At 59.4% G+C, this 24,260-nt stretch carries 23 protein-coding genes; 9 read left to right on the forward strand and 14 right to left on the reverse strand.

The genetic code is table 11. From position 1 onward, the window contains the following. Window positions 1-234: 234 nt before the first annotated feature. Both ACSQ36_RS38475 and ACSQ36_RS38480 read right to left on the reverse strand, forming a co-directional pair. Window positions 235-1,122 (reverse strand): LysR family transcriptional regulator, encoded by an 888-nt coding sequence (locus tag ACSQ36_RS38475; RefSeq protein WP_436186156.1) that lies wholly within the window; start codon window positions 1,120-1,122, stop codon window positions 235-237. A gap of 262 nt (window positions 1,123-1,384) precedes the next feature. After that, window positions 1,385-2,677, reverse strand: a complete 1,293-nt coding sequence (locus ACSQ36_RS38480) for an MFS transporter (protein WP_436186477.1) — start codon at window positions 2,675-2,677, stop codon at window positions 1,385-1,387. Between the two features lie 609 nt (window positions 2,678-3,286). Between ACSQ36_RS38480 and ACSQ36_RS38485 the strand changes: the two genes are divergently transcribed. Further along, on the forward strand, window positions 3,287-4,861 hold the full coding sequence (locus ACSQ36_RS38485) for a methyl-accepting chemotaxis protein (RefSeq protein WP_436186157.1): 1,575 nt from the start codon (window positions 3,287-3,289) through the stop codon (window positions 4,859-4,861). Window positions 4,862-5,046: 185 nt separating this feature from the next. Here ACSQ36_RS38485 and ACSQ36_RS38490 read toward each other — a convergent pair whose 3' ends face one another. Both ACSQ36_RS38490 and ACSQ36_RS38495 read right to left on the reverse strand, forming a co-directional pair. Next, window positions 5,047-5,328, reverse strand: coding sequence for a hypothetical protein (locus ACSQ36_RS38490; protein WP_436186158.1), 282 nt, complete (start codon window positions 5,326-5,328; stop codon window positions 5,047-5,049). Window positions 5,329-5,926: 598 nt separating this feature from the next. Further along, window positions 5,927-6,568 carry a CGNR zinc finger domain-containing protein gene (locus tag ACSQ36_RS38495; protein ID WP_436186159.1) on the reverse strand — a complete coding sequence of 214 codons (642 nt, stop codon included), beginning with the start codon at window positions 6,566-6,568 and terminating at the stop codon, window positions 5,927-5,929. Window positions 6,569-6,737: 169 nt separating this feature from the next. Between ACSQ36_RS38495 and ACSQ36_RS38500 the strand changes: the two genes are divergently transcribed. The 3 genes from ACSQ36_RS38500 to ACSQ36_RS38510 all read left to right on the forward strand — a co-directional run bounded on the left by ACSQ36_RS38500 (window position 6,738) and on the right by ACSQ36_RS38510 (window position 9,288). After that, window positions 6,738-7,439 (forward strand): alpha/beta fold hydrolase, encoded by a 702-nt coding sequence (locus ACSQ36_RS38500; protein ID WP_213762921.1) that lies wholly within the window; start codon window positions 6,738-6,740, stop codon window positions 7,437-7,439. A 135-nt stretch (window positions 7,440-7,574) separates the two neighbouring features. After that, on the forward strand, window positions 7,575-8,429 hold the full coding sequence (locus ACSQ36_RS38505; protein WP_436186160.1) for an alpha/beta fold hydrolase: 855 nt from the start codon (window positions 7,575-7,577) through the stop codon (window positions 8,427-8,429). Window positions 8,430-8,517: 88 nt separating this feature from the next. After that, a complete protein-coding gene (locus ACSQ36_RS38510; RefSeq protein ID WP_213762919.1) occupies window positions 8,518-9,288 on the forward strand; it encodes an SDR family oxidoreductase in 771 nt (256 codons plus the stop codon). Between the two features lie 149 nt (window positions 9,289-9,437). Here ACSQ36_RS38510 and ACSQ36_RS38515 read toward each other — a convergent pair whose 3' ends face one another. From ACSQ36_RS38515 to ACSQ36_RS38550, 8 genes are all read right to left on the reverse strand, one after another. After that, the gene (locus ACSQ36_RS38515; protein WP_436186161.1) at window positions 9,438-9,821 is read right to left on the reverse strand and encodes a hypothetical protein; all 384 of its coding nucleotides are present in this window, start codon (window positions 9,819-9,821) and stop codon (window positions 9,438-9,440) included. 362 nt (window positions 9,822-10,183) lie between these two features. Further along, on the reverse strand, window positions 10,184-10,984 hold the full coding sequence (locus ACSQ36_RS38520; RefSeq protein ID WP_436186162.1) for an ATP-binding cassette domain-containing protein: 801 nt from the start codon (window positions 10,982-10,984) through the stop codon (window positions 10,184-10,186). Continuing rightward, window positions 10,984-11,985, reverse strand: a complete 1,002-nt coding sequence (locus ACSQ36_RS38525) for an ABC transporter permease (protein ID WP_436186163.1) — start codon at window positions 11,983-11,985, stop codon at window positions 10,984-10,986. Before ACSQ36_RS38525 ends, ACSQ36_RS38520 begins: the two co-directional genes overlap by 1 nt. Further along, window positions 11,982-13,061 (reverse strand): sugar ABC transporter substrate-binding protein, encoded by a 1,080-nt coding sequence (locus ACSQ36_RS38530; RefSeq protein ID WP_213762915.1) that lies wholly within the window; start codon window positions 13,059-13,061, stop codon window positions 11,982-11,984. The genes ACSQ36_RS38525 and ACSQ36_RS38530 overlap by 4 nt, the downstream gene beginning before the upstream one ends. Before the next feature lie 459 nt (window positions 13,062-13,520). After that, on the reverse strand, window positions 13,521-14,594 hold the full coding sequence (locus ACSQ36_RS38535; protein ID WP_436186164.1) for an ABC transporter ATP-binding protein: 1,074 nt from the start codon (window positions 14,592-14,594) through the stop codon (window positions 13,521-13,523). Window positions 14,595-14,619: 25 nt separating this feature from the next. Beyond that, a complete protein-coding gene (locus ACSQ36_RS38540; RefSeq protein ID WP_436186165.1) occupies window positions 14,620-15,489 on the reverse strand; it encodes an ABC transporter permease in 870 nt (289 codons plus the stop codon). Then, window positions 15,486-16,412 (reverse strand): ABC transporter permease, encoded by a 927-nt coding sequence (locus ACSQ36_RS38545; protein WP_213762912.1) that lies wholly within the window; start codon window positions 16,410-16,412, stop codon window positions 15,486-15,488. The genes ACSQ36_RS38540 and ACSQ36_RS38545 overlap by 4 nt, the downstream gene beginning before the upstream one ends. A gap of 2 nt (window positions 16,413-16,414) precedes the next feature. Continuing rightward, a complete protein-coding gene (locus tag ACSQ36_RS38550) occupies window positions 16,415-17,509 on the reverse strand; it encodes an ABC transporter substrate-binding protein (RefSeq protein WP_213762911.1) in 1,095 nt (364 codons plus the stop codon). Window positions 17,510-18,047: 538 nt separating this feature from the next. Here ACSQ36_RS38550 and ACSQ36_RS38555 point away from each other — a divergent pair. The 4 genes from ACSQ36_RS38555 to ACSQ36_RS38570 all read left to right on the forward strand — a co-directional run bounded on the left by ACSQ36_RS38555 (window position 18,048) and on the right by ACSQ36_RS38570 (window position 21,663). Further along, a complete protein-coding gene (locus tag ACSQ36_RS38555; protein ID WP_436186166.1) occupies window positions 18,048-18,707 on the forward strand; it encodes a M24 family metallopeptidase in 660 nt (219 codons plus the stop codon). Between the two features lie 35 nt (window positions 18,708-18,742). After that, entirely contained in the window at window positions 18,743-19,690 is a 948-nt protein-coding gene (locus tag ACSQ36_RS38560; protein WP_436186167.1) for a LysR family transcriptional regulator, read from the forward strand. 201 nt (window positions 19,691-19,891) lie between these two features. Continuing rightward, window positions 19,892-21,094 (forward strand): NAD-dependent formate dehydrogenase, encoded by a 1,203-nt coding sequence (locus ACSQ36_RS38565; protein WP_213762908.1) that lies wholly within the window; start codon window positions 19,892-19,894, stop codon window positions 21,092-21,094. 65 nt (window positions 21,095-21,159) lie between these two features. Then, entirely contained in the window at window positions 21,160-21,663 is a 504-nt protein-coding gene (locus ACSQ36_RS38570; RefSeq protein WP_436186168.1) for an HPP family protein, read from the forward strand. Window positions 21,664-21,730: 67 nt separating this feature from the next. Here the strand turns inward: ACSQ36_RS38570 and ACSQ36_RS38575 are convergent, their stop codons facing one another. Further along, complete coding sequence (locus ACSQ36_RS38575) at window positions 21,731-22,519, reverse strand: aldolase (RefSeq protein ID WP_436186169.1); 789 nt, start codon at window positions 22,517-22,519, stop codon at window positions 21,731-21,733. 22 nt (window positions 22,520-22,541) lie between these two features. Beyond that, window positions 22,542-23,255, reverse strand: a complete 714-nt coding sequence (locus tag ACSQ36_RS38580) for a haloacid dehalogenase type II (RefSeq protein WP_436186170.1) — start codon at window positions 23,253-23,255, stop codon at window positions 22,542-22,544. Window positions 23,256-23,393: 138 nt separating this feature from the next. Here ACSQ36_RS38580 and ACSQ36_RS38585 point away from each other — a divergent pair, with 138 nt between their 5' ends. Further along, window positions 23,394-24,233, forward strand: coding sequence for a LysR family transcriptional regulator (locus ACSQ36_RS38585; protein WP_436186171.1), 840 nt, complete (start codon window positions 23,394-23,396; stop codon window positions 24,231-24,233). Window positions 24,234-24,260 lie beyond the last annotated feature (27 nt).

Below are 24,260 nucleotides of genomic sequence, written 5' to 3' on the forward strand. Positions count from 1 at the left end.
CAAACTCCACCCCCAGATCGTTAAATGTTGTCAGATCAACCCCGACATTATTTCCTTTCGGCGCGAATCCAGACACACTAGCATCACCCTTCCGAGGGTGTGTCCCGCGACGAAGGTGATCCTCGTCGTGCTTAAGTCCCATCCCGCCCGGGTGGGACTTTTTTTTAACGTGCCGGTCATGCCAGACGCACTAGTCACTAGCGAACATCGCTTCGATCAGCAACGCGCAAAAGTCTATCCACGACGGAACAAATCACGCGCAATGGAACAGAAGAGGGCCGTGGTTTGCCCTTCGTCCTGAAGCCGGCGGCTCATGATGATCGGCGACGTGGGGCCCGGTTCGGGCAGATGCCGGTAGACGACGCCATGCACCCTTAAACCATCAACGCTCTCCGGCACAAGCGACACACCCACTCGCGCCGCAACGAGCCCAAGCGCTGTCTGCAACTCCCGCACTTCGTGTACGGCGGCAGGTTCAAGCGCATGATCGCGCAGTGCCGATAACTGCTGGTCCGCATAACTCGGACGCGGCGAACTCGGATACACAATCAGCGTCTCGCGCGCCATATCCTCCAGCGTCAACTCCACCGAAGCATCCGCTAACGGATGATCTGCCGGCAGCGCGGCAATCATCCGTTCCTCGACGAGTACTTCGCGCGTCAGTTGCACATCGTCGAAACGCAGTCGTCCAAAGCCGACATCGATTCGTCCGCCCTTTAATGCGCCGAGTTGTTCGAGCGTAAACATCTCGATCAGCGACAATTCGATCTGCGGAGCGGCCTCGCGAAATGCGCGGATAACCTGCGGCAGCGCACCGTAAAGAGTAGACGGCACGAAGCCGATCACAATGCGTTCCGCCAGTTGCGCAAGCCTGCGTGTGAGCGGGACGAGCTCGTCGCTTTCATCGATCAGGCGCTTTGCCTGCGCGTAGAAAACGCGCCCCGCTTCGGTCAGGCGCAAAGGCCGCGAACCGTGTTCGAACAGCGGCAACCCGACACGTTCTTCTATCTGCTGGATCTGCCGGCTAAGCGGCGGCTGTGTCATGTGCAGACGATCGGCCGCGCGCGTGATGTTCATTTCTTCGGCCACCGCAATGAAATAGCGGAGTTGTCGCAGCTCCATGCAGACCTCAAACGGTTAAAGATCGAGCGATATCGCCGATACGTCCGAATTTCTCCGAAGGACGGGCGCGGAAGGTTGCGTTGGAATAGGTCAGGCACACGCGTTTCACAAGCGCGCTGGCCATGATTGTGGCACGGGGCATGAGCTAACCGGCAAACAAGGCGTTCGCCGGCATGGGACCGGTTCAGGGCGCGCTGTGGATTCGGGGTCTGAAGCGCAGGACACTCGTTGACCGAGGTTGCCAGGCTAATCAACGCTGTGATCAGCGGTCCTTGGCGGCTTGCTCGACCGCACCGCTTAGCGATGAGTCAGGGGCTTTGTCGACAACGGTTGCCCTGAGAATCCAGTTATAAATCGCGCCCGCGATCATCAACGCCGAGGTGCCGAAAAACACTTCCCGCATACCGAAATGTCCTCCGACGAAACCGCCGGCAAGCGGTCCGACAACCTGCCCGGTATATTGGGCAGACGTCGAGTAACCGAGCATATTGCCTGCAACCGACGCCGGTACGTTGTGCCGGATCACGCTGGCAACGCAAGGCAGCAGTCCGCCAAGCGCCAGACCCATCAGGAATCGCAGAATCACCAATTGCCAGCCCCGCGTGACAAACGCTTGCGGGATCAGCAGGATGCCGGCCACCGCGAGGCAGCCGATAATGACGTTCCAATGCCCTATGCGATCGGCGAGCTTGCCCAGGTACGAGGCCGAGAGAATGCTGCCCAATGCCGCCGCCGACATCACCAGTCCCGCGACAAACGTGACCTGATGGACATCGACTATTTGCGCCACGTAGACCGTGATAATCGGCTCGATCGACATGTTTGCCAGCATCAGGAGCATGCCGGTCACCAGCATGGCGACAGTCGGCCGCTTGTCTCCAATTTCACCCCAGCTCCCACGCCGCGTCCCCTTCTTGTTCAAGCCCGGGTGACGCTCGTTCTTGACGAAGAATACGGTCGCCAGGAACGTAATGAAAATAAGAGCGCCCGAGGCAAGAAAGGTCGACCGTATTCCAATCAACGGCGGCAGTGATCCACCAATAATCGGGCCGACCAGATTGCCGGCCATGATGCCGGAAGACAGGACACCGAGTGCCCAGCCGCATCGGTCTTTCGGTGTCTGGGTGGCGACCAGCACGGTGGAGCCCGACGCAAAGCCGCCAAGCAAGCCTGCGAGAAGCCTGAGGCCAACGAGTTGCCAGACGTTATGGGCCATCCCCATCAAGGACATGATGATGGCCATGCCGAGGCTGGCGCGGATCAGCATCGGCTTGCGGCCGTAGAGATCGGCAAGCCGTCCCCAAAGCGGCGCGGTTAGTGCGGCGGTGAAAAACGTTGCACCGTAAGCGACGCCGGACCACTGGACTATCGCGGCGTGATCCTTGACGCCTAGTTGCTCCACGTAAAGTGGCAAGAACGGCAACATGAGCGTCATGGCCACGATGGTCGTGAATGATCCAAATACGCAGACGATGAGATTACGCCGCCAGTGGGTGAACTCCTCCTCCGCTTCCGGATGATTGTTGTAACGTGCGCTTGCCGTTTGTTTGTCCATCATTCTGTCCGGGTCAGCGCGGCGGTTGAGTGTTTTCGGGGAGCAACCGTCTGGCGCGAAGTGAGGAAGCGAGCGGGCTTCAACCCGGATCGTACGGCGTGAGCGATGGCGCAGCCAGTCCGCTGTCTATACCGGTATCGCGACTACCCGGCACGTTTTCGTACCGTCCAGTTTTATACATTCAAGGCACGAGCGTCTTTCGCATTTTTCAAAGCTCGTCGTTTTGATGCAGTCTGTGCGGTGGTCCAACCACCGCTAAAGATCGGCCGCTATCCGCCGATAAGTAGGGGAAGTTTGCGCTTTTCCGCCAACCGTCATATAGCAAGCGATCGAACGGCAGGCATGCTGGATCGCACAGGCGCACGCTTTGACGATTCGACAGCCTGACTGCCCGTCCTTTGCATCCAATTGCGCACCCGAACGCTCTTTCCATTGGAACGCGAGCCCTCCAAAAGTCGACGATATGTCGACGGAGGCCGACGCAAGCACATCTATAGAACACCGTTTAAATGGCTTGCAAGACAGCAAATTGAAAGAATTTAATATCGGTGTTTGGTTCGCTAAATCAGAAATCGCGTGCTTTAAATTTTAATCTACAAGGTCATTTTGATGAGCCAGTTTAAAATTGTGACCCGCCTGTTTGTCGCCTTCGGCGCGTTACTTGTTCTTCTCGGCGTAGTGTCTATCGTCGGCTTGGTCGGCATGTCAAAAATTAACGGGGCACTGACGAGTATTGTCGACCGTAGCACGGAAGAAATGACGCTTGCCCAGACGATGCGCTCCTCCCTCGACCAACGTTCCATCGCCATCCGCGACATGATGCTGGTCGATAACGAGGCCGACGTGAAGGCCAACGTCGAAAAAATAAAGCACGAAGAAGGCATCTATGCGGACGCGTCGCGCGCCTTGAATGACATCTTTGTGTCGAGTGGGGCAATAACGGACACGGAGCAAACACTTCTAGCCAAGCTGAGAACCGATGAAGCCACCACGCGGCCGCTAATGGCCAATGCCGTTCAACTCATTCTTTCAAATGAGAAAGCCCAGGCCGGCAAGGCGTTATTGCAAGACGTTGTTCCGAAGCAAACTGAATGGCGAGGCACGCTTCGATCGCTGATCGAGCTTGAGAAAACGACCATGCATGACAAGGCGAACCAGGCTGAGAGCAGCTATGCGCAGCTTAGAGTCGCGATGATCGGTGCGGCGTTTGCCGCGCTGATCGTTGGCGTGATAGGCGCGTTGCTGATCACGCGCAGCATCCTTAAGCAACTCGGCGCGGAGCCCAGCGAAGCGCAACGCGTAGCCAGTGAGATCGCGGGTGGAAACCTCGCCGTGCCGGTCGTGATCGCGCGCGGCGCAAGCGGGAGTTTGATGGCGTCGCTGGAGGCAATGCGCGCACAACTGAGCAGCATCGTCGCGGGGATCAAGACATCGGCTGATTCGATCGCCGTCGCGGCCAATGAAATGGCCCAGGGTAACGTCGACCTGTCGCAACGCACGGAGGAACAAGCGGCTTCGCTTGAGCAGACCGCGGCGAGCATGGAAGAGCTGACGTCCACGGTGAAGCAGAATACTGACAATGCGAAACAGGCAAACATGCTTGCCCAGACTGCGTCTGATGCAGCCACGGCAGGCGGGCATGTGGTTGAGCGCGTGGTGACGAAGATGCGGGATATATCCGCTAGCGCTTCGAAAGTAAGCGAGATCACCAATCTGATCGAGAGCATCGCGTTTCAAACCAATATCCTCGCGCTGAACGCTGCGGTTGAGGCTGCGCGCGCAGGTGAGCAGGGGCGCGGTTTCGCAGTCGTCGCCGGAGAAGTGCGTACGCTGGCCCAACGCTGCGCGAGCGCGGCCAAGCAAGTGAAGGATCAGATTGGTGAGTCGCTCGATCACGTCGACACGGGTTCAGGCCTCGTAGCCGAAGCCGGCAAGAGCATGAACGAATTGTTGAACTCGATTAAACAGGTGACCGACATCATGGGCGAAATCTCGGCCGCTTCGTCTGAGCAAAGCACCGGCATTGAGCAAGTCAGCATCGCTGTCGGCCAGATGGACGAAGTGACGCAACAAAACGCCGCATTGGTCGAACAAGCAACGGCGGCAGCGCAAGCAATGGCCGATCAGGCCAGAGGCTTGCGGGAAGCGGTGGATGTTTTTAGGGTAAGGGTGGGAAGCAATTGAGGTCAGTCCGAACCCGCGAATACCGAGCGGTCAGGCGCGATTTTGCTCAAAAGGAATTGCCGAGTGGAAGGGGCCGATGACAGGGAGTCAAGGTGCAACGCGCCCGGCGAAACACTGTTGGAGTAGCGCGGCTGCGCCCTGTGATATTTACCGGGCACGCGGGAACCCCCACCTTCATGAGGTAATCATTGCGCGTAGGGCTTAATCTTTTTCCGATCAGCGTCTGCAACCGGGTTGATGCCGGGCCCTGCTGAATTTGGTGTCGAGGCTGCTCGTTGCAAAGCTTTGGAATCTTGCGATACGTCGGCCGCGGGCATCGGCAGCGGCCTATCGGGATTCGCCAGGTTATACAACGCAGTGCCCAACTGTCCTGCCGCGATTCCCTCTTCGTAGTCGTCAGGGCTCTGGGCGTGCGCGAAAGCTATCAAAGAAAATGCAGCGCAGGTCACAGTCATTAAACGTTTCATTTCCATCTCCCTTGTCGCCGGATTCCAAAGACGGTCACGAAGCGATCCCTGCTTCACAAACCAATGTGAACAAGAGAGCCCGCGAGAGAACTTCAGACGTGCGCCACCGGCGTTTTCGTTGGAGATCGGCATACTGGCAATGCCGCCGTGCCGACCGTTAAATCTTGCCTGCGAGGCTTGTCACGCGAGTTCTGAGAATGGACAGTTGATTTATAGTCTCTCCGCTTTACAAATACCTCGCACCCCTCAAAACCTTGCGATCATTCGCCTTCGCCGCTTGCTGCGCCGCTATTGGTAAAGCGACCACGAACTGCGATCCGCTCGCCCATGCAGCGTTTCCTGGGACGAGGGCGTACACATTACAAAGCACGTCACCGCCCCCGGATCGCCCATCGCGTTTCCTGGATATTCAACGTCGAGTGTTCTTGGCAACTCGTCCAGACTCCGAAGAAAAATGATCGATAGACGGGATCGGGTGTTCCGTTCCATTGCTCGCTGAACCGTCCAGGCTGAAGGTCGAGAACCATGGAAACCATGGAATAGCGGGGATCGTCACATCAACCATGTCGAAACCGCGCCGAAATCTCAGCAGACAGTTTCAACTTTGTTCCTTGATCCGATTCCGGTGCGCCGCTTGTTTTGCCCGGTTACCGCAAGCCGCCATGCTGCACCAGCGCCGCGCGTGTCCCCGAGTGTGATCGGCGAACATCAATGTGCATGTCGGACCTTCGCACGCCTTCACGTGCGTGAAGTCCTCCTCGCAAACAAGCTTCGCCAGGATTTCCCCGATCGGCAGAAGCAGGGACTCCGGCGAACTCCAGCGCCGTGAACGTTCAAACGTGAGCGCACCCACCGTCTCCTTTTCGTGAGCTCCGTGAGCTTCGTGAGCGACGATTTTCCCAAAGGCTTCATCACGCGCGAGCAGCAGGTTCAAAGGCTCCAGCTCACGCAGATCCGCAGACCCAAGCGGACGGCCTTTGTGCTCACGGACGAATAGCCTGAACCACTCACGCAGACTGCGCGCCTGGTCCGCCAGGCGATCGAGCTCGCCCGGCATGGCGCGCTCGCGCATCGTGCGCAGCACTTCCACGGGTACCAGTTGCGACTGCTCGAGCCAGGCCAGCAGGCCCTCGCCGTCGTCGATCCAGTCGATCGGGACGTCGACGGGCGTGGCTACCGAATTCAAAAAGTCCAGGCCAGCCGAATCGGCTATGAACATCGCGGGAAATTGCTGGGGCATTGGCTACCTCAAAATGGATGAAAATAACCTTCTAAAAGATGGTTGACAGGTTACCACATCATAGAATAACCTTCTCAGGTGCATTAAGAAGGTTACTCGAATTGAGGGTGAACTCGCTGCGACGGAGTCCGCCTTCGCGTAGATTTACCTCTGAACATGGGAGACGAAAATGCCTGAAAGCGATGTGAAAGTAGTGCTCGTACCCGGAGCCTGGGCCGACGGCTCTAGCTGGAGCAAAGTGATAAATGGACTCCAGGAAAACGGGGTTAGTGCGGTTACTGTTCCTGTGCCGCTAACGACGCTGGACGATGACGTCGCGGCACTTGATCGAACCCTGGAACGGATTGAAGGGCCTGTTGTGCTGGCGGGTCACGCCTACGCCGGCGCGGTCATTGGCGCCGCACGCAACCCCAGGATCAAGGCGCTGGTCTACATCGCCGCGCTTGGCCCCGCCGAGGGAGAAACGGTAGCCGATGTGTTCTATCGAAACGAGCCGCACCCCGCAGCGCCAAAGCTCGGTCCTGATAGCCATGGCTTGATCTGGTTGCCCCAGGAGGCGTTTGCCGCGGCCTTTGCCCAAAACGCATCGGCGCAAGAATTGGCGGTATTGGCCGCCGTTCAGCGCCCGATCGCGCCGGCATGTATCAGCGTTCCCGTAGGACGGCCGCTTTGGAAGGACGTGCCGAGCTGGTATCTGCTGGCCGAGGAGGATCACATGATCGTCGCCGAGACTCAGCGCTTCATGGCTGAGCGTATGAACGCGCGGGTGAGCGCGCACCCGGTTGACCACACACCGAGTGTCACGGCGCCAGGTCTCGTTGTTGACCTGATTCTTCAGGCCGTGCGTGAAGTTCGTGAAGCGCACGTCTGACAGACCCGAGAGGTTCGCGCCTGCCGCAGGATTCCATGAATTCAGCCCGATGGGCTGAGCGCTCGTGTCCTTACGCAGTCGCTTTATCGCCAAGGGCATCTGGCGTAACTGTAGGTATCAACGAGGAGAATCACCATGACTGGTATCACGTACCGTAGTGCGGATGTCGACGGCTTCAATATCTTTTATCGTGAAGCAGGGACCGTGGGAGCGCCCAAGCTGTTGTTGCTCCACGGCTTCCCCAGTTCCAGCCACATGTTCCGGGACCTGATCCCGCTGCTGGCCGATCGCTTCCACATCATCGCGCCGGATCTACCCGGATTCGGCCGGTCGGATATGCCGCCACGCGAGCAGTTCAAGTACAACTTCGACAGCATCGCCGGGGTCATCGATCGCTTTACCGAAGTGGTCGGGTTCGACCGTTTTGCGGTCTATGTGTTCGACTACGGGGCCCCGACCGGCTTGCGGATTGCAGTCAGGCATCCCGAGCGCATCACGGCGATCATTTCCCAGAACGGCAACGCCTACGAGGAAGGCCTGAGCGACGGATGGAACCCCATCCGTGCGTATTGGGAGGAAGCGTCGGAGGAGAATCGCCAGGCGCTTCGCGGCTTCCTGGCACCGGAGACGACACGCTGGCAGTACACCCATGGCGTGGCCGACGAGGCTGCGGTCTCGCCGGACGGTATCGCGCTGGACAACTTCTACTTGACGCGCCCTGGAGCCGATGAGGTTCAACTGGATCTGTTCGGTGATTACAAGAGCAACGTTGCGCTCTATCCAACGTTCCAGGCGTACTTTCGCAAGCACCAGCCACGGTTTCTTGCGGTATGGGGGAAGCATGACCCGTTCTTCCTTCCGCCGGGCGCAGAGGCGTTCAAGCGGGATATCCCCGACGCCGATATCCGCTTCTACGATACCGGCCACTTTGCCCTGGAAACACATGCCAGGGAGATCGCTGCGGCGATCGGCGAATTCCTCTCTCGATGAACCGAACTCCTGCGGCGGGCCGGGTTTTACCTGCTATGGGTCGTTCACGACTGAACGCTGGCGCGTTCATAAACTTAGGAGAATTGACATGTCAAACGCAGTCGCTGTTGTTACCGGAGCCAGCCAGGGCATTGGTTTTTCCACGGCAGTACGTCTCGCGCGGGATTTTGGTTCGATCGTACTGGTTGCCCGCAATCGCGCCAAGCTCGAGGAGACGGCTGCGGCCGTCAAGGAGGCGGGTGCTGAACCCCTCATCATTGACCTTGACTTGTCCGACCGGTCGTCGGCTAAGAAGGTAGTAGAACAAACGCTCGCCGGGTTCGGGCGTATTGACGCGTTGCTCAATATCGCGGGCGCTGTTCCTCAAATCGATCTGTTCGACATGACGGACGAGCAGTGGGACGCCGGAATGGCGCTGAAGTTGCACGGCGCCCGCCGCCTGACCATTGAAGCTTGGCCTGCGTTGAAGGCGTCCAAAGGCTCTGTCGTCTTGATCTCCGGGAATTCCGCTCTTTTTCCGAAAGCACCGTACGCGGCGGTCGGGACGATCAACGCGGCGATCATTGCGCTCGCGAAGGCGTTTTCCGACCGGGGGATCACTGACGGCGTTCAGGTGAATAGCGTGCTGCCTGGGCCCGTGATGACAGGGCGTAGGCGCTCCTACCTCGAGCACTGGGCGCCGTTGCACAACATGACGGTCGAGGAAGCAACCGCCCGATTCCCCGTTGAAGTGGGGATTACACGTTACGGCGAGCCTGAAGATATTGCGGAGCTGATGGCATTCCTGGTTTCACCGGGGGCTCGGTGGATGACTGGCTCCGCCATTCGAATGGACGGGGGCGAGGTTAAGTCCATTTGAACAGGCGAGTGAATCAGCATTCGCTCAAGCGATCGTGGACTGATTGGCCGGTTTATAGGCAACCGAAAATCAACGGGAACTCAACGGGAATCTTGAATGGCACTTCCTACGTGGTGGAACACACGTGCTTGAATCGCTCATTGATTGGCCTATCTGTTGGGCGGCGCGGATTTGCCGCCGCGCCGGCGGGGTTTGGGTTCGACACCCACGCGCGGATCGCGTGCGAGCACGAGTGCCGTCATCCTTTTCGCTATGGTTTCAAACGCGGGATCGTCCTGCGGTACGTAAAGCCATTTACCGAGCACTGGATGCGGCTGCAGTGCGGGCATTTCACGAATGAGAGCGGCGTGACGCTCTTGCGATGTGCACACGAGCAAGCCGCTCCACGGCGGGTCGCGATCGGCGGCAACCAGACACAACAGGCCGTCGATATAGGCGGCGTCGCTGCCGAACATCCGCTTGGCGATGTAGGTTGAATCGCTCTCGAATGCTTCGAAGATCCAGATGAGCGAGTTGCGGATTGAAGAGGGCATTGGCGTAAAGTCCTTGGCGACAGAAGTGGTTGTGGATTCAATCCTCTACCGGGCGGCGATACAAGAGCCGTCGAAATCGTGCTCGTCAAACACCACCTCGTCAGCGTCGGAAAATGGTGGCTGATGCTTGGGTGACGATAACCGTCTTTTATTTTCACCGCGACGACAGTACGCGTGCCGACATCCGTGCAACGCCAAAGCCCGGCTTCGGTGTAGAACTCCGTACCAATGGTGGTTTGCTAGTCGCATCGAAGGTAAGAGGTCGGCATCCGACCTCATTATCGTGCTATTGGTCGAGCGGGGGGGGCGGCGGATATTGGGTAATTACGGAGATAATTGAGGGATGACCGGTGCCGCACGCGCTAACTTGCAGCCGTCCGCATGGACCGGTATTCACTCCGCACAATATCCATCAACTCAGCAACCGATGTGCTGGCGGCTTCCCGCTCGTAAGTCACGCGGCCGCGCTGCATGAGCATGACGCGATCCGCAATATCGAGCGTCTGCGCGTAGTTATGCATGATCATGACAATGGACAGTCCCTGCTTTTCCTTTAGCCGCAGGACCAGGTCGATGATCAATCCCGCCTCACGCGCGCCCATTGCCGCAAGCGGTTCGTCGAGCAGCAGGATCTTCGCATTCGAATTGACGGCGCGTGCGACGGCAATCGCCTGCCGCTGCCCGCCTGACAGTTGCTCGACCGGCAGATCGACCGATGGCACATGCACGCCGATCTCTTCCAGGCATTCCTCCGCGCGGGTACGCATGGCGCGGTTATTCAACAGGCGAAACGGACCGCGCCGGACGATCTCCCGATTCAGGAACATGTTGTGATAAATGCTGAGCGAATTCGCCAGCGCCAGGTCCTGATAGACGCATTCAATGCCGAGCGACCGCGCATGATCGACGGAGCGAAGCAGCGTTTCTTCGCCGCCTATAAATAGCTTGCCGCTCGTCTGCTGATGAAACCCGGTAAGGATCTTGATCAGCGTCGATTTACCCGCGCCATTGTCGCCGAGCACCCCAAGTATCTCGCCTTGCCTGAGCGTCAACGACACACCGTCGAGTGCGGTCACCGCGCCAAAACGTTTGACGATATCTTCGCCCTGCAACGCGGCCGTCCCTGTTGTTCCTGCCGGCGCAGTCGCTGATGCGTCGGCCATTAGAGGTCTCCCTTGCGAGCAAGACGGACGACGTGGATGTTGAAGATCATGGCCGCCAGGATCGCCGCGCCGAGAATCATGTTGAAGGTGAACGCGTTGATGCCGATGAGTGTAAACCCGTCGTTGAGTATCCCGAGGACTGCCGCGCCAATCAGCCCGCCGATGATCGTGCCCGAGCCGCCGGCGAGCGGCGTGCCGCCGATCACGGCAGCAGCGACGGCGAGGAACATGATCTGGTTGCCGCCTGCCTGAGGATCGATTGACGTTATCCGGAAGCCTTCCAGGATGCCGGTGAAACCGGCAAGCAGCGCAGCAATCACAAAGTTGCCGAGTTTCAGCCGCCTGACCTGAATGCCCGCTTCGCTCGCGCCTAGCTGATTCGCGCCCGCCGCGATGGTATGCAAGCCCCATCGAGTATGGCGAAGCAAGACATGCATGACCGCGGCAATCGCGATGGTCCAGATGATTTCGCTGTATCCCCACTCGCCCATGAACGCCGAAAAATGCGTGCCCTCCGGCGGTGACACCGGCGTTCCTCGCGAGAGGGTCAGCGTTAAGCCATTTACGAAGAACAGCGTGCCGAGCGTGGTGACGAAGGACGGGATGCGCAGGTACACCGTCACGGCGCCGTTGATCACCCCGACTACACCTGCCGCCAGCACGCCGGCCAGCAACGCGAGCCATGCGGGCGCGCCTGCTTCGTTGGCAAAGTGCATGATGAAAGGCGCGAATGCGAAGACCATGCCGGCGGACAAATCGATCTCTCCGCCGATCATCAGCATGATTTCGCCGCAGGCAATGATCGCGACCGGGGCAATGAACTGCGAGAGGTTTTCCAGACTCGCGCTAGTCAGCAGGAAGTCGTGGTTGGCCGTCTCGAAGTAGGCGCTGAGGATCAGCGCGACCGCAAGGATGCGGATCTCGCTGGATCGCTTCAGCGCGCCTGGCCATAACCTTGGGCGCCGGTTCGGCCGACTGGCATCCGTCACGGGAGTGGTCACCCCTTGATCGCACCCGTGCGCGGCACGATCTGAGGTTTCGTACTCTTGCCTTCATACCGCGTTTCGGTGGTCAGGTACGGGTCGACCGTGCCTTTGGTAACGAACTTCAGGCCAGTGTTGATGTTGGCCGGTCCGACGAGTCCGCCCGAGGAGAGGAAAATGAATGCTTCAAGCACGGTATAAAAACCCTGCACGTAAGGTTGCTGATCGATCGTGAAGTCGAGGAAACCGTCGTGGATCAGCTCGACCGTGCGCGGCAACAAGTCGAAGCCGCCGCCGTGCACGCCCTTGGACGGCAGGTTGGAATCCTTCATGACCTGGGCGACACCTTGGGTGCTGCCTGCATCGACGGCGAACATGCCTTTCAAATCCTGGTGCCCCAGGAAGAACGACTTGATCTTCGAGAGTTCTTCGTTAACCGTCGCTCCTGTCGCAATGGTTTGCGCATCGATTTTCTTGCCTGATTTCTTGATCGCATCGATCGCACCGTCAAGGCGCGGCTGGATGTTGAGCTGTCCGGGTGTCGCGATAAAAAGTGCGACGAGGCCGCTATCCACCAGGCTGACGATACGCTCGCCCATCTGGTAGCCCGACAGATACAGATCCTGGCCGATATACGCGAGACGCGGATTAGCGCTGCCGCTTGGGGCATCGGCGTTGTATGCAAATACCGGGATGCCTGCGTCGAGCGCTTTCTGGATCGGCGTATTGAATGCCTTGGGGTCCACTATGGGAACCGCGATTGCATCGGCTTTCGCAGCAATGGCCGCGTTGACTGCATTGACCATCTCGCCGACGTCGGCGTTGGCCGAGCCGGTCCATTGGTAATCGAAACCTAGCAAGGCGGACGCATCCTGAATGCCGTATTGCGTGGGAACGAAGAAAGGGTTGGTCGTGACGTGATTGACGAATACGATCTTCCAGCGCTTGTGTGCCGGAAACGGGCCGGCTTCCGCGGCTTGCGCCGGTGTGATCGCGCCGCCTAGCAGCGCCAGCGCCGCAGTCAGGCCAGCACCTTGAAGCAAGCCGCGACGCACGCTTTGTGCATCACCCAGGTCTTCCCGATCTTGCGCCATGTCCTTTCTCCCGTGTCGGTGTTTTTGAACAACTCATTTCATTTCACATGACGGCGCGGGCCGGGAAAGCGCCGGTGCCGGGCGTCGCTACGCTCCGTGAAACTCGCATGCTCAAGCACACGCACGGCCGAATGACGACGTATCGACATGCTAGAACAGGCACTGGGCCAATTAATCAATGTATACCCTTAACTAGTCCGACTATTTTGATTAGCGGGTCAAAGGGCGGAGGGTGTTCTGCGGCGACTGGAGGCCGCTCAAGAAACGAGAGGTGTGCTGGGGAGTCCAATATTTGGGAACGTCGCGCTTCGTGCTCAGGTTGTCTTTGGTTTATCCACCTGACGATGGCGCTTTCGGAATGGCTGCAAGTTCCAGGCGAGGTTGCGTCATTCAAGATGCTTGCCCGCTCGACTTTCGATATACGTAGTACTACGTATATCGGAAATTAATGAAGCGGATTCAATGAAGCGGGCGCGCCGCAATCAGCTTGCACGCGTGCGCGGGCAATTCGGCCAGCACCTGCATGCCAAGGCTGAGGCCGGGCGTTTCTCGCTGCGTGGTGGCGGCTGTCAGCGTGAAGCCGGCGCAGTCGATCGTCGCTTCCAGCGTAGCGCCGACATCGCGGATAAACGTGACCGTACCGGCGAGACAGTTAGGACCACTGGTGGTCGAGACGTGCCTCACGCAGACATCTTCGGGACGGATCAGCAGGCGGATGTCCACCGTGGATTCGGGCATCCGGGCGGGATTAGCCACGACAATCTGCTGGCCGCCCGGCAGCTTCACGCCGCCGCGTCCGTCATGCGTGACCGCAAGGATGTTGCCGAGCCCGATGAAGTCGGCGACAAACTCGCTGACCGGATTCCGGTAGATGTCGAGTGGCTTGCCGACCTGTGCAATGCGGCCCTTTTCCATCACGACGATTTCGTCGGCCATCGTCATCGCTTCGCGCTGGTCGTGCGTGACCATGATCGTCGTGATGCCAAGGCGTTGCTGCAGCAGGCGGATTTCGACCTGCATCGATTCGCGCAGCTTCGCGTCGAGTGCGGAGAGCGGTTCGTCGAGCAGCAACAGTTTCGGCGACGATGCGATCGCTCGCGCGATCGCCACGCGTTGGCGCTGTCCGCCGGAGAGCTGCGTGACCGGCCGGTTCGCCATGTGCGGCAACTGGATCAGTTCGAGCAGTTCGGCCACGCGGCGCCCTTGTGCGGCCTTGCCCGTTTTTCGAAGCCGCAGCGGGTACGCGATATTTTCGGCGACGCTCATGTGCGGAAACAGCGCCAGTGACTGGAACACCATGCCGAAATCGCGCTGGTTCGCCGGCAAGTGGGTGATGTCGCGGCCCGCAAAAGTCACGCTGCCGGAGCTCGGCGTCTCAAGCCCCGCGATCATGCGCAGCAAGGTCGTCTTGCCGCACCCGGACGGGCCGAGAAAGCAGACCAGCTTGCCATCCGGAACGCTCAGGTCGACGTGGTCGACGGCGTATGCCGTGTTGAAGCGCTTGGTCACGGCCTGAAGTGTCAAATGAGTCATGAGGATTCCTTATATTCTCGCGTGCTCAGAGCGCGACGCCCTTGTCGCCAATCAGCTTTTCAAGCAGCCAGATCAGCGCGAAGTCGATGGCAACAATAAAGACCGCGAACGAAAACACGGTCGGGTCGAGCGACGACACCGTGCGGCTGTAGAGCCACACCGGCAGCGTCATCGTGTTGATGCCGTACAGGAAGAACGTCACCGTGAATTCGTTGAACGAGATGATGAACGCGAACAGCATGCCGGCCAGGATGCCGGGACGCATCAGCGGCAACACCACGTCGAACATGGCGCGGCGCGGGCTCGCACCCATCACGCAGGCGGCTTCCTCGAATTCCGGACCAATCGACGCCGCCGACGCCGCGCAGTTCTTCACCGTGAATGGCAGCGCGAGAATCACGTGCGCAATGATGAGCCGGAACACGCCGAGCTCCACGGGCAGCACGTTGAAGACCAGCAGCAGCGACAGCCCGAGCATCACCAGCGGATAGACGAGCGGCAACGCGACGAGCTGTTCGACGGCCGACTTGCCTCGAAAGCGGTAGCGGCTCAACGCATACGCGGCGGGCACCGAGACCAGCGTCGCGATGATCATCGTCGACACCGCGACGATCAGGCTCGTCGTCAGTGCGGTACCCATGGAAAGCACGTCGCTTGCATCGGGCGAGACAAAGCTGTGCCATGCCGCGCGATACCATTGCAGGCTGTAACCGGGTGGCGGAAATTCCAGCGTGTCCGACGCGCTGAACGACATCAGGATCATCGTCAGGATTGGCAGCGCGGCAAGGAACAGGACAATGGCCGCGAGCAGTGCCGCGGACCTGCTGAGCCGGCCCGGCATGGTCGCGGGCAGGAGCCGCGCGCGCGAAGGAAGTCGATTGTATGGGGTGCTCATGCGGACGGCTCCTTGACCTTGAGACCTTGGGTGCGGCGCACGAGGCTTTGCGAGATCGCCATGACCGTGAGCGTGGCGACCATCAGCACCACGCCGGAGGCGGAGGCCGCCGGCCAGTTCAGCAGCGGCGAGACTTCGTCATGCACCAGCAGGGCAAGCATTGGCACGCGCCGGCCGCCGAGCAGCAGCGGCACCGCGAACGCGCTTGCGTTGTAAGCGAACACGAGCAGTGCGCCCGATACAAGCCCGGGCATCGCGAGCGGCAACATGATGTGACGCAGCGTCTGCCAGCGCGTTGCGCCGAGCGTGGCAGCGGCTTCCTCGTACGAGATCGACACTGCGCGCATGGCGCTCGACAACGGCAGTACGGCAAGCGGAAACGCGGTCTGGATCAGGCCAAGCAGCACACCATGCTCACGATAAAGCCATTGCATCGGACGCTGGATCACACCGCTTGCTAGCAACGCGTGATTGAGCAAACCGGCCGGGCCGAGGATCACGAGCCAGCCATAGCCTTGCAGCAACAGATTGACGAGCAGCGGCAAAAGCACGCCCGCCAGAAGCAGGCGCCGCGCCAGCCGCGACTCGGTGCGTGCCATCGCAAGCGCGACCGGAATCGCCAGCAGCACCGCACACACCATGCTCTGGAACGCGAGCCGCAGCGTGAGCCACAGCGCCTTCAGGAAATACGAATCGGCCAGGTTCGCATAGTTCTGCAACGTGAACCCGTGCCACTCGTCGCCCTGCGCGCCGAAGCTCATGCGCAGGACCACGAGGGCCGCCGCCGCGAGCACGGCGAGAAACGCGAGTATCGGGGCGAGCAGCAGCCACGGCCGCGCACGGGGTAGTGCGGCTCCCGATGCCGGGGCAACCGGCTGGTCCGGCGCCCCCGGTCCGGCACGCTGCGAAGAGAGTTCCGCCATCGTCACGCCGAGAAGATCTCGGTATAGCGCTTGATCCACGCGGCCTGTACCACGGCAAGCGACTTGTCGTCGTGCAGTACGGACTTCTCAGCGATCTGCTGCGGGCTCGGCACGTACCTGAGGCTCTCGGCAGGAATGATGGCCTTTGAATTCACGGGGCCGTTCAGCACGTCAGCGGCCATCCGGCCTTGCACGCCGGCATCGAGCGAATGGTTGATGAACGCGTGAATCAGATCGAGGTCGCCAGGGTGCGATTTCGGAATCACCGTGAACATCAACTGCGTGGCAAAGCCTTCCTTCATACCGTACGTCACGCCCATCTTGTATTCGGGTTTCCTGATCTGGTCGGGAAAGAACGCGGGCGAATAGATGCCGCCGATATCGAGCGAGCCCGTGCGAAACAGGTCGGCGACCTGATTCGGATTCTCGCCGAGCGTCATCACGCGGTCCTTCAGTTCCGCAAGCTTTTTGAAACCCGGATCAATGTTCTGCTGCGAACCGCCCGACATTTTTGCAGCGATGATCGCCAGATCGACCGCCTCGGCAAACTCGGGCGGCGGCAAGAAAATGCGGCCTGAGTATTTGGGATCCCACAGCGCTTCATAGGACGCCGGCGGTGTCTTGACCGTCGACGTGTTGTAGATCAGCCCGTCGGACCACAGCAGGTAGCCGACACCAAACCCATCTGCACCGGTTCGATACCGCGCCGCCACCTCCTTGAGATTCGGCAGCTTGTCGAGGTCGGGCTTGACTAGCAGGCCCGCATCGCCGAGACCCGAGGCGCCTACGCCCGCGAGCGTGATCACGTCATAGGTGGGGCGGTCGCCCGCGGCCTTCACCTTGGCGACCATGCCGGAGGTGCCGTCCGCGCGGTCCGCGATCACCTTCGCGCCGGTTTTCGCCGTGAACGTAGCCGCTATATTGTGCAACGCGGCAGTTCCCGTATCGTCTGACCAGGTCAGCAGACGTAGCGTCTTGCCCGAAAAATTGTGTTCCTGGGCTCTGAGATTGAGAAACGGCGCTGGCAGCGTGGACGCTGCGAGCGCTGCGCCGATCGTCTTGAAGGCTTGCCGCCGTCCCGTGCTGAATTTTTTCATCGCCGACTCCGTGGGTGGTTAAGTGAGATGTCTGACTTATGCGCCGGGTGAGCGGTCGCGCCCGCCAGCATTTGTCCGTGCATGAAAAATGTAGGGTCGCAAAATAGCCATCACAATCGATATATCGTCATGTCTACCATGACGAAAGCGCATGGCTACGTTCCTCTATCTCTGGTTTTTACAGGTCTTGGCATGCCGGTCGTGCATGGCAGGCCGCTGATCAGGTAACGGTGGTGCTGCCTGGTCAGGCGAAGCGTAATCCCGGACGCGGAGCATGCCTACCGGCCAATAATCAACCGGCCGCTAGCGCCGGGTCGAGTTTCCACGCGGCGGTCACCATGGGGAAATTCCACTACACGATTAGCGTGGCCATGCGGGAGGGAATCGGTCAATCAGCGCGCGAACGGACCCTGCGTAGAATATGACCATGATGTCGGCAGGAAATAGACCGTTCCCGTCTCCCTCAAGGTGCGGAAATGGACTTTCCCAGTGGTCATCGATATATTTATCCGAATATAACGAAGCCGGAGAGATTTGAGTGAGCAACACCACGCAACAAGCGGTCGGAGAGAAATTCGTTCTCGAGTCGATGCATTACGCGCGCGACAAAACGTGGGAAGTCGTCGAACAGGTGGCAGCCCGGATTCAACCCGGAATGCTTGAGTCGGAAGCGGTGAGCGAGTGCAAGCGGGTTCTGCAGGAGCTAGGGATGGAGCGAATCTGGCATCCCATCCTGATCCGGTTTGGAGAAAACACCTTGCGGACGTTCAAGCAACGTTCCGAGGAAGATCCGCGTCTGAAAGACGACGACATTTTTTTTGTCGATCTCGGCGTGGTCTGGAAAGGACATGAAGGCGATGCGGGCGCGACCTTCGTGGTTGGTGCAGACGCGGAGATGAAAGCGTGCGCGGATGCGGCAAAGACCGTCTTCGATGAGGTCGAGCATCACTGGCGAACGACGGGAGCCGGCGGCAAGGTGTTGTATGACTACGCGGCGGAGCGCGCGTCGGCGCTGGGGTGGAAATTGAACCTCGACATCAAGGGGCATCGCGTGAGCGATTTCCCGCACGCAATCTTCAAGGCGGGCAATCTCGGGAATTTCGAGCCGCATCCGGAGGCCGGGCTCTGGATACTGGAGATTCAGCTCGCGCATCCTGCAAGGCCGTTCGGCTCGTTCTACGAGGACCTGCTTGCCTGAGTCGTGTCGGCGAAGAAACGCTAACAAAGGACGCAATGTTCATTCGGCAACTCGAGTATCTCGTCACGCTGGCGCGTGAAAAACATTTCGCGCGAGCAGCAGAAGCCTGTCACGTTTCCCAGCCCGCGCTGTCGTCGGCCATCCGTACGCTTGAGGCCGAACTGGGGCTGGTCATTGTCGAGCGGACGCGGCGCTTCGTAGGCTTTACGGAAGACGGTGAGCGTGTGCTTGGCTGGGCGAGGCAAACGCTCGCGTCGCTGCAGAACATGCGGCAGGATGCGTCCGCTGCGCAGGTCAGGCTGATCGGGACGCTGCGCATAGGCGCGATTCCGACAGTCATGCCGGTGACCGCCAGCATGCTCGCACCGTGCATGCGTGAGCATCCGCATATGCACTATGAGGTTCGCTCGCTCAGCTCCGACGCGATCATGCGTCAACTGGACGAGCATGAACTCGATGTCGGCCTGACCTATCTCGACGATCAGGTGCAGGCAGGGTTCAGCGTGTTGCCTCTCTATTTCGAGCGTTACCTGCTCTTGTCGCCCTCCAGCGCAGGCGATGCGTTTGACGCGGGCACGGTGCAATGGAGCAGCGTGGGTGGATTGCCGCTTGGTCTGTTGACCGCCACCATGCAGAACCGGCAAGTGATCAATGCCGCGTTCCGACGTGAGAACGTGCTGCCCACCGTGGTTCTCGAAACCGACTCTCTTTTGTCTCTCTACGCGCACGTTCAACATGCGGGCTTGTTCAGCGTGTTTCCGCATAGCCTTCTAAGCGTCCTACCCGCGGGTAGCCGTGTGCGTGCGTCGCTTTTATTGCCGGAGTTGACGCGCGGTATTGGTCTTATTGCGCGCAATCGGAATCCGCCTCCGCCCCTTGTTGCCGCCATCTGGAAAGCGGCAGAGCAGCTTGATCTGCAACGGGAGTTCGACGCATTGCTGCCCGACGCTGCGCGCGCATCGCAAGGCCGGGTGACCGTTTAACGCGCGACATGCGCCCCTTTCTGCGCATGCTTGCGCGCCTTCATAAGAAGCGCTTATCACCTGATTCATCCAAACGATTGGACCCTCCGCGAGTACTTGGAGACACTGTGCTGTGTCGACGTGCCAGCCCCACGTAACGACCAAGGCGGCGCCGGGACATCGGCGCCGGTGTTATCCAAATCAGAGTGGAGTGAGACAGTCATGGCCAAGGTTCTATGCGTTTTATATGATGACCCCGTCGACGGTATGCCGAAGAAGTACGCCCGGGACGACATTCCCGCCATCACGAAGTATCACGATGGACAAAGCGCCCCGACACCGAAGGCAATCGACTTCAAGCCGGGCGAATTGCTGGGCAGCGTGTCCGGCGAACTGGGCTTGCGTAAGTTCCTCGAATCGCAGGGACATACCCTGGTTGTCACGTCCGACAAGGATGGCCCCAACTCCACGTTCGAGCGTGAACTGGAAGATGCGGAGATCGTTATTTCGCAGCCGTTCTGGCCGGCGTATCTGACGGCCGAGAGGATCGCCCGCGCGCCGAAGCTCAAGCTCGCGCTGACAGCAGGTATTGGCTCGGACCACGTCGATTTGCAGGCAGCGATCGATCGCGGTATCACGGTGGCCGAAGTGACGTTTTGCAACAGCATCAGCGTGGCTGAGCATGTTGTCATGATGATCCTGTCGCAGGTCCGGAATTACCTGCCGTCGCATGAATGGGTCAAGAAGGGCGGCTGGAATATCGCGGATTGCGTCTCGCGTGCGTACGATCTTGAAGGGATGAACGTTGGGACCGTGGCGGCCGGGCGGATTGGCGCGGCGGTCTTGCGCCGGCTCAAACCGTTCGACGTCAAGCTGCACTACACGGATCGGCATCGTCTGCCGGAAGCGGTCGAGCGCGAGCTTGGCGCCACCTGGCACCCCACGGCTGAATCGATGGCGCGTGTCTGCGATATCGTGACCATCAATTGTCCGTTGCACCCGGAAACCGAGCATCTTTTCGACGAGAAGATGATCAGCAAGATGAAGCGTGGTGCGTACATCATCAACACGGCACGCGGGAAAATTGTGGATCGCGACGCCATTGTGCGTGCGCTGGAATCCGGTCAACTCGCGGGCTATGCGGGCGATGTCTGGTTCCCGCAGCCAGCTCCGAGCGATCATCCGTGGCGGACCATGCCGCATCAGGGCATGACGCCGCATACGTCGGGGACGACGCTTTCTGCTCAGGCTCGTTACGCTGCAGGTACGCGCGAGATTCTCGAGTGCTGGTTCGCCAAGGAACCCATTCGCGAAGAGTATCTGATCGTCGACGGCGGACGTCTCGCCGGCGTGGGCGCGCATTCATACAGCGCAGGCAATGCGACCTCGGGCTCGGAAGAGGCAGCCCGCTTCAAGAAGGCTTGACGCCGTGGGCACGCTGGTCCGGCTGTTGAGGGGCGGCGTGCGCATTTCCATAGGCTTTAAACGCAATGAATGAACAGATCGCTCGCGCGGCGCCCGCAGTTCCTTTAGCGCGGTTTAAACAAGCGGCATTCGGTTTTTTAGGTGGTTTTCTGGCAATTGGCGTGATCTCCCTGCTCGGGCATCTGACGAGCAGTCCGTTGGTGATCGCGCCATTCGGTGCGTCCAGCGTCCTGCTATTTGGCGCACCCGATAGTGCGTTCGCGCAGCCCCGCAACCTTGTATTCGGACATCTGCTTTCCACTGCAGTTGGATTGGCGGTGTATTGGTTCGCCGGTCCAGGGGTATGGCAAATGGGACTGTCGGTAGGGCTCGCTATTGGTTTGATGCAACTCGCCCGTTGCGTGCATCCTCCGGCGGGTGCTGATCCGCTGGTGATCATGCTTAGCGGTAACGCTTCGACAGGATTCTTTTTTGTTCCTGTCCTTAGCGGCGTTTGTCTGCTGCTGGTTATTGCGTTGCTGTTCAATAACGTCGTGCGCGGCCGGCGATGGCCTGAGCGATGGTCATGACAGGGCGGCCCGGTAGCGGCAACGCGTTGTCGCTACCGGATAAGCGCGTGCATATTCACGCTTACGCTTATTGTTCGAACCCGTTCCCCTGATTGCGCAATATTCGAATCGAGCTGTCGAGATGCGCGCGGGCACTTTGTGCATCGCCCAAGCGCATTTGTTCATACGTGCGCTGTGCTACTTCGTGCGGCACGGGCTTGAGCGGCTGATTGGTGCTCATGGCCTTAAGCTGAACCTCTGCCGCGCGCTCCAGATAATAGAGATCGTCCCAAGCCTCCGCGATGCTCGGGGCCGCCACCATCACGCCGTGATTCTTCAGGAACAGGATGTCGGCGTCGCCCATGGCGTCAGCAATACGGTCTCCCTCCGACTCATCCAGGGCGAGGCCGTTGTAATCCTCATCGACGGCAGTGCGGCCATAGAACTTCAACGCCGTCTGTCCGAGCCACAAAAGCGGCGGCCCTTCGATCAGGCATAACGCAGTCGCATTCGGCATATGCGTGTGGAAAGCAGCTTTTACTCGCGGTTTCGACCGGTGCAACCGTGCGTGGATATAAAACGCCGTGGCTTCCGGCTGCCCTTCACCCGCGATCACATGCCCTTCAAAGTCGCAAACGAGCAGACGCGATGCGGTGATCTCGCTAAACGCATAACCATACGGATTGACGAGAAACAGATCGTCGTGCCCGGGCACGACTGCCGAGAAATGATTGCAAACCCCTTCCTCGTAACCCCGCTGCGCTGCAAGCTGAAAGCACGCGGCAAGTTCAATGCGCGCCTGCATGATGGCATCGGAATCAAGCCGCGCGATGCGCGAGGAAGGAGCGGTGCTGTCGACTGAAAGCGAGTGAGCCATGATGATTGATTGCCTTGGAAATTTACCAGCCTAATCTATTGAATAGCACAGGTACTTGATCTAGCGTTGCAAGCGTGGCGTCGGGTGTGTAATCGGGCAGTACCGTGCGGCCGGTACGACGATCGATCCATACGCAGCGAAAGCCGACTTCGCGCGCAGCCGCATGATCGAGGTGCGGGCTGGCGCAAATATGAACGACGTCGTCTTTGGTCACGCCAAGCGAGTCAAAAGCATAATCGAATATTTTCCGCGATGGTTTGTAAGCCCCGGCCTGCTGTGCGGTGACGACGCGATCGATCAACCCGCCAAGCTGCGCGACATTGCCCGCGATGATCTCGTCATCCGTATTCGACACAATGCACAAACGATAACCCGCCTCCTTAAGCCGCTCCAAAGCACCGGTTACTTCGGGAAAGGGCGGCATGGCCGAGATGCTGTCTGTTAGCACGCGGGCGTCATCCGCGTCGCTTTGCAAGCCTAGCTCATCGAGTGCGAGCCGTAATGCATCCGTGCTCACGCTGCGAAACGACCGATGCGGCGAGGTTTGCTCAAGCGCATGTTCATGCCGATCGTAAATGCCGATAAACCGCGCCGGATCAACCGCCTCTGTTTGCTTGGCGGACAGGATCTTGCGGACTGCGGCTTGCAATCCTTCATCCCATTGGATCAGGGTGCCATAGCAGTCGAAGGTGAGCCATTGCGGCCGGCGGCTGTGTTCAAGCGCGTTAAGAGCCATGATTTGCTCGCTTAGTTAAGTGAAGTGTTGAGTGACTGAGTTGAGTGCATGCCGCAAGCGTAAAAGGATTGATCGATATTTGGAAATTAAATTAAACTCTGAACGTCAATCGAAATTCAAATAACGCGGCGGTGGCTCATGCTAGATCTCGAGTTGTTGAACACCTTGGTTTGCGTAGTCGATGAAGGCAGTTTTACGCGCGCCGGCGAACGCGTCCATCGGACCCAGTCGACGGTGAGCCAGCAGATCCGCAAGCTTGAGGCGGCAGTTGGCCGCACGCTGCTGCTGCGCGACCGGACCGGCAATCACGTGAGCGCTACCGAGCATGGAGAGTTGCTCGCGCACTATGCGCGGCGGCTGCTGGCATTGTCGACGGAGGCGCAGGATGCGTTGACCAGCGACATAGCGCTTGAGCCGGTACGCATTGGCGTACCCGAGGATTTCGACGCACGCCGTATGTCGGCCATGCTGTCGGGATTTGTGAAGATGAAACCCGGCGTGCGGCTTGAAACGGTAAGCGGCATGAGCGTCGATCTCCAGCGCAAGCTGGCTGCAGGCGAGGTCGAGATTGCGTTGCTCAAGCGCGAGCCGGGCAGCGGCGAGTGCCTTGCATCCTGGCCCGAATCGCTCGTCTGGGTAAAAGGAGAAGGCGTTGAACTGACGGACGAACCCGTCCCGCTAGCGTTGTTTCCGCAAGGTTGTGTGTACCGGCAGCGCGCGATCCGTGGGTTGGACAAGGCGCGCCGGCGCTGGCGCGTTGCGTTCGGCAGTCATAGCCTGACCGGCATCCAGGCGGCTGTTTCATCGGGGCTTGGCGTGTCGGTGTTGCCGACGACCGCCGTGCTTCCCGAGCATCGCATTTGTACAGATCTGCCCGACTTGCCGCCAACCGAGCTTGCATTGGTGAGCGCGGGCGGCGCGCTTAATGCGGTCCAGCAGGCGTTGATCGAATTTCTCCGTGCGGAGATCAAGACTTAGTACGAGGCTTAGCACAAGGCTTAGCAC

It is taken from the genome of Caballeronia sp. LjRoot34, assembly GCF_964253815.1.
Classification (GTDB): Bacteria; Pseudomonadota; Gammaproteobacteria; order Burkholderiales; family Burkholderiaceae; genus Caballeronia.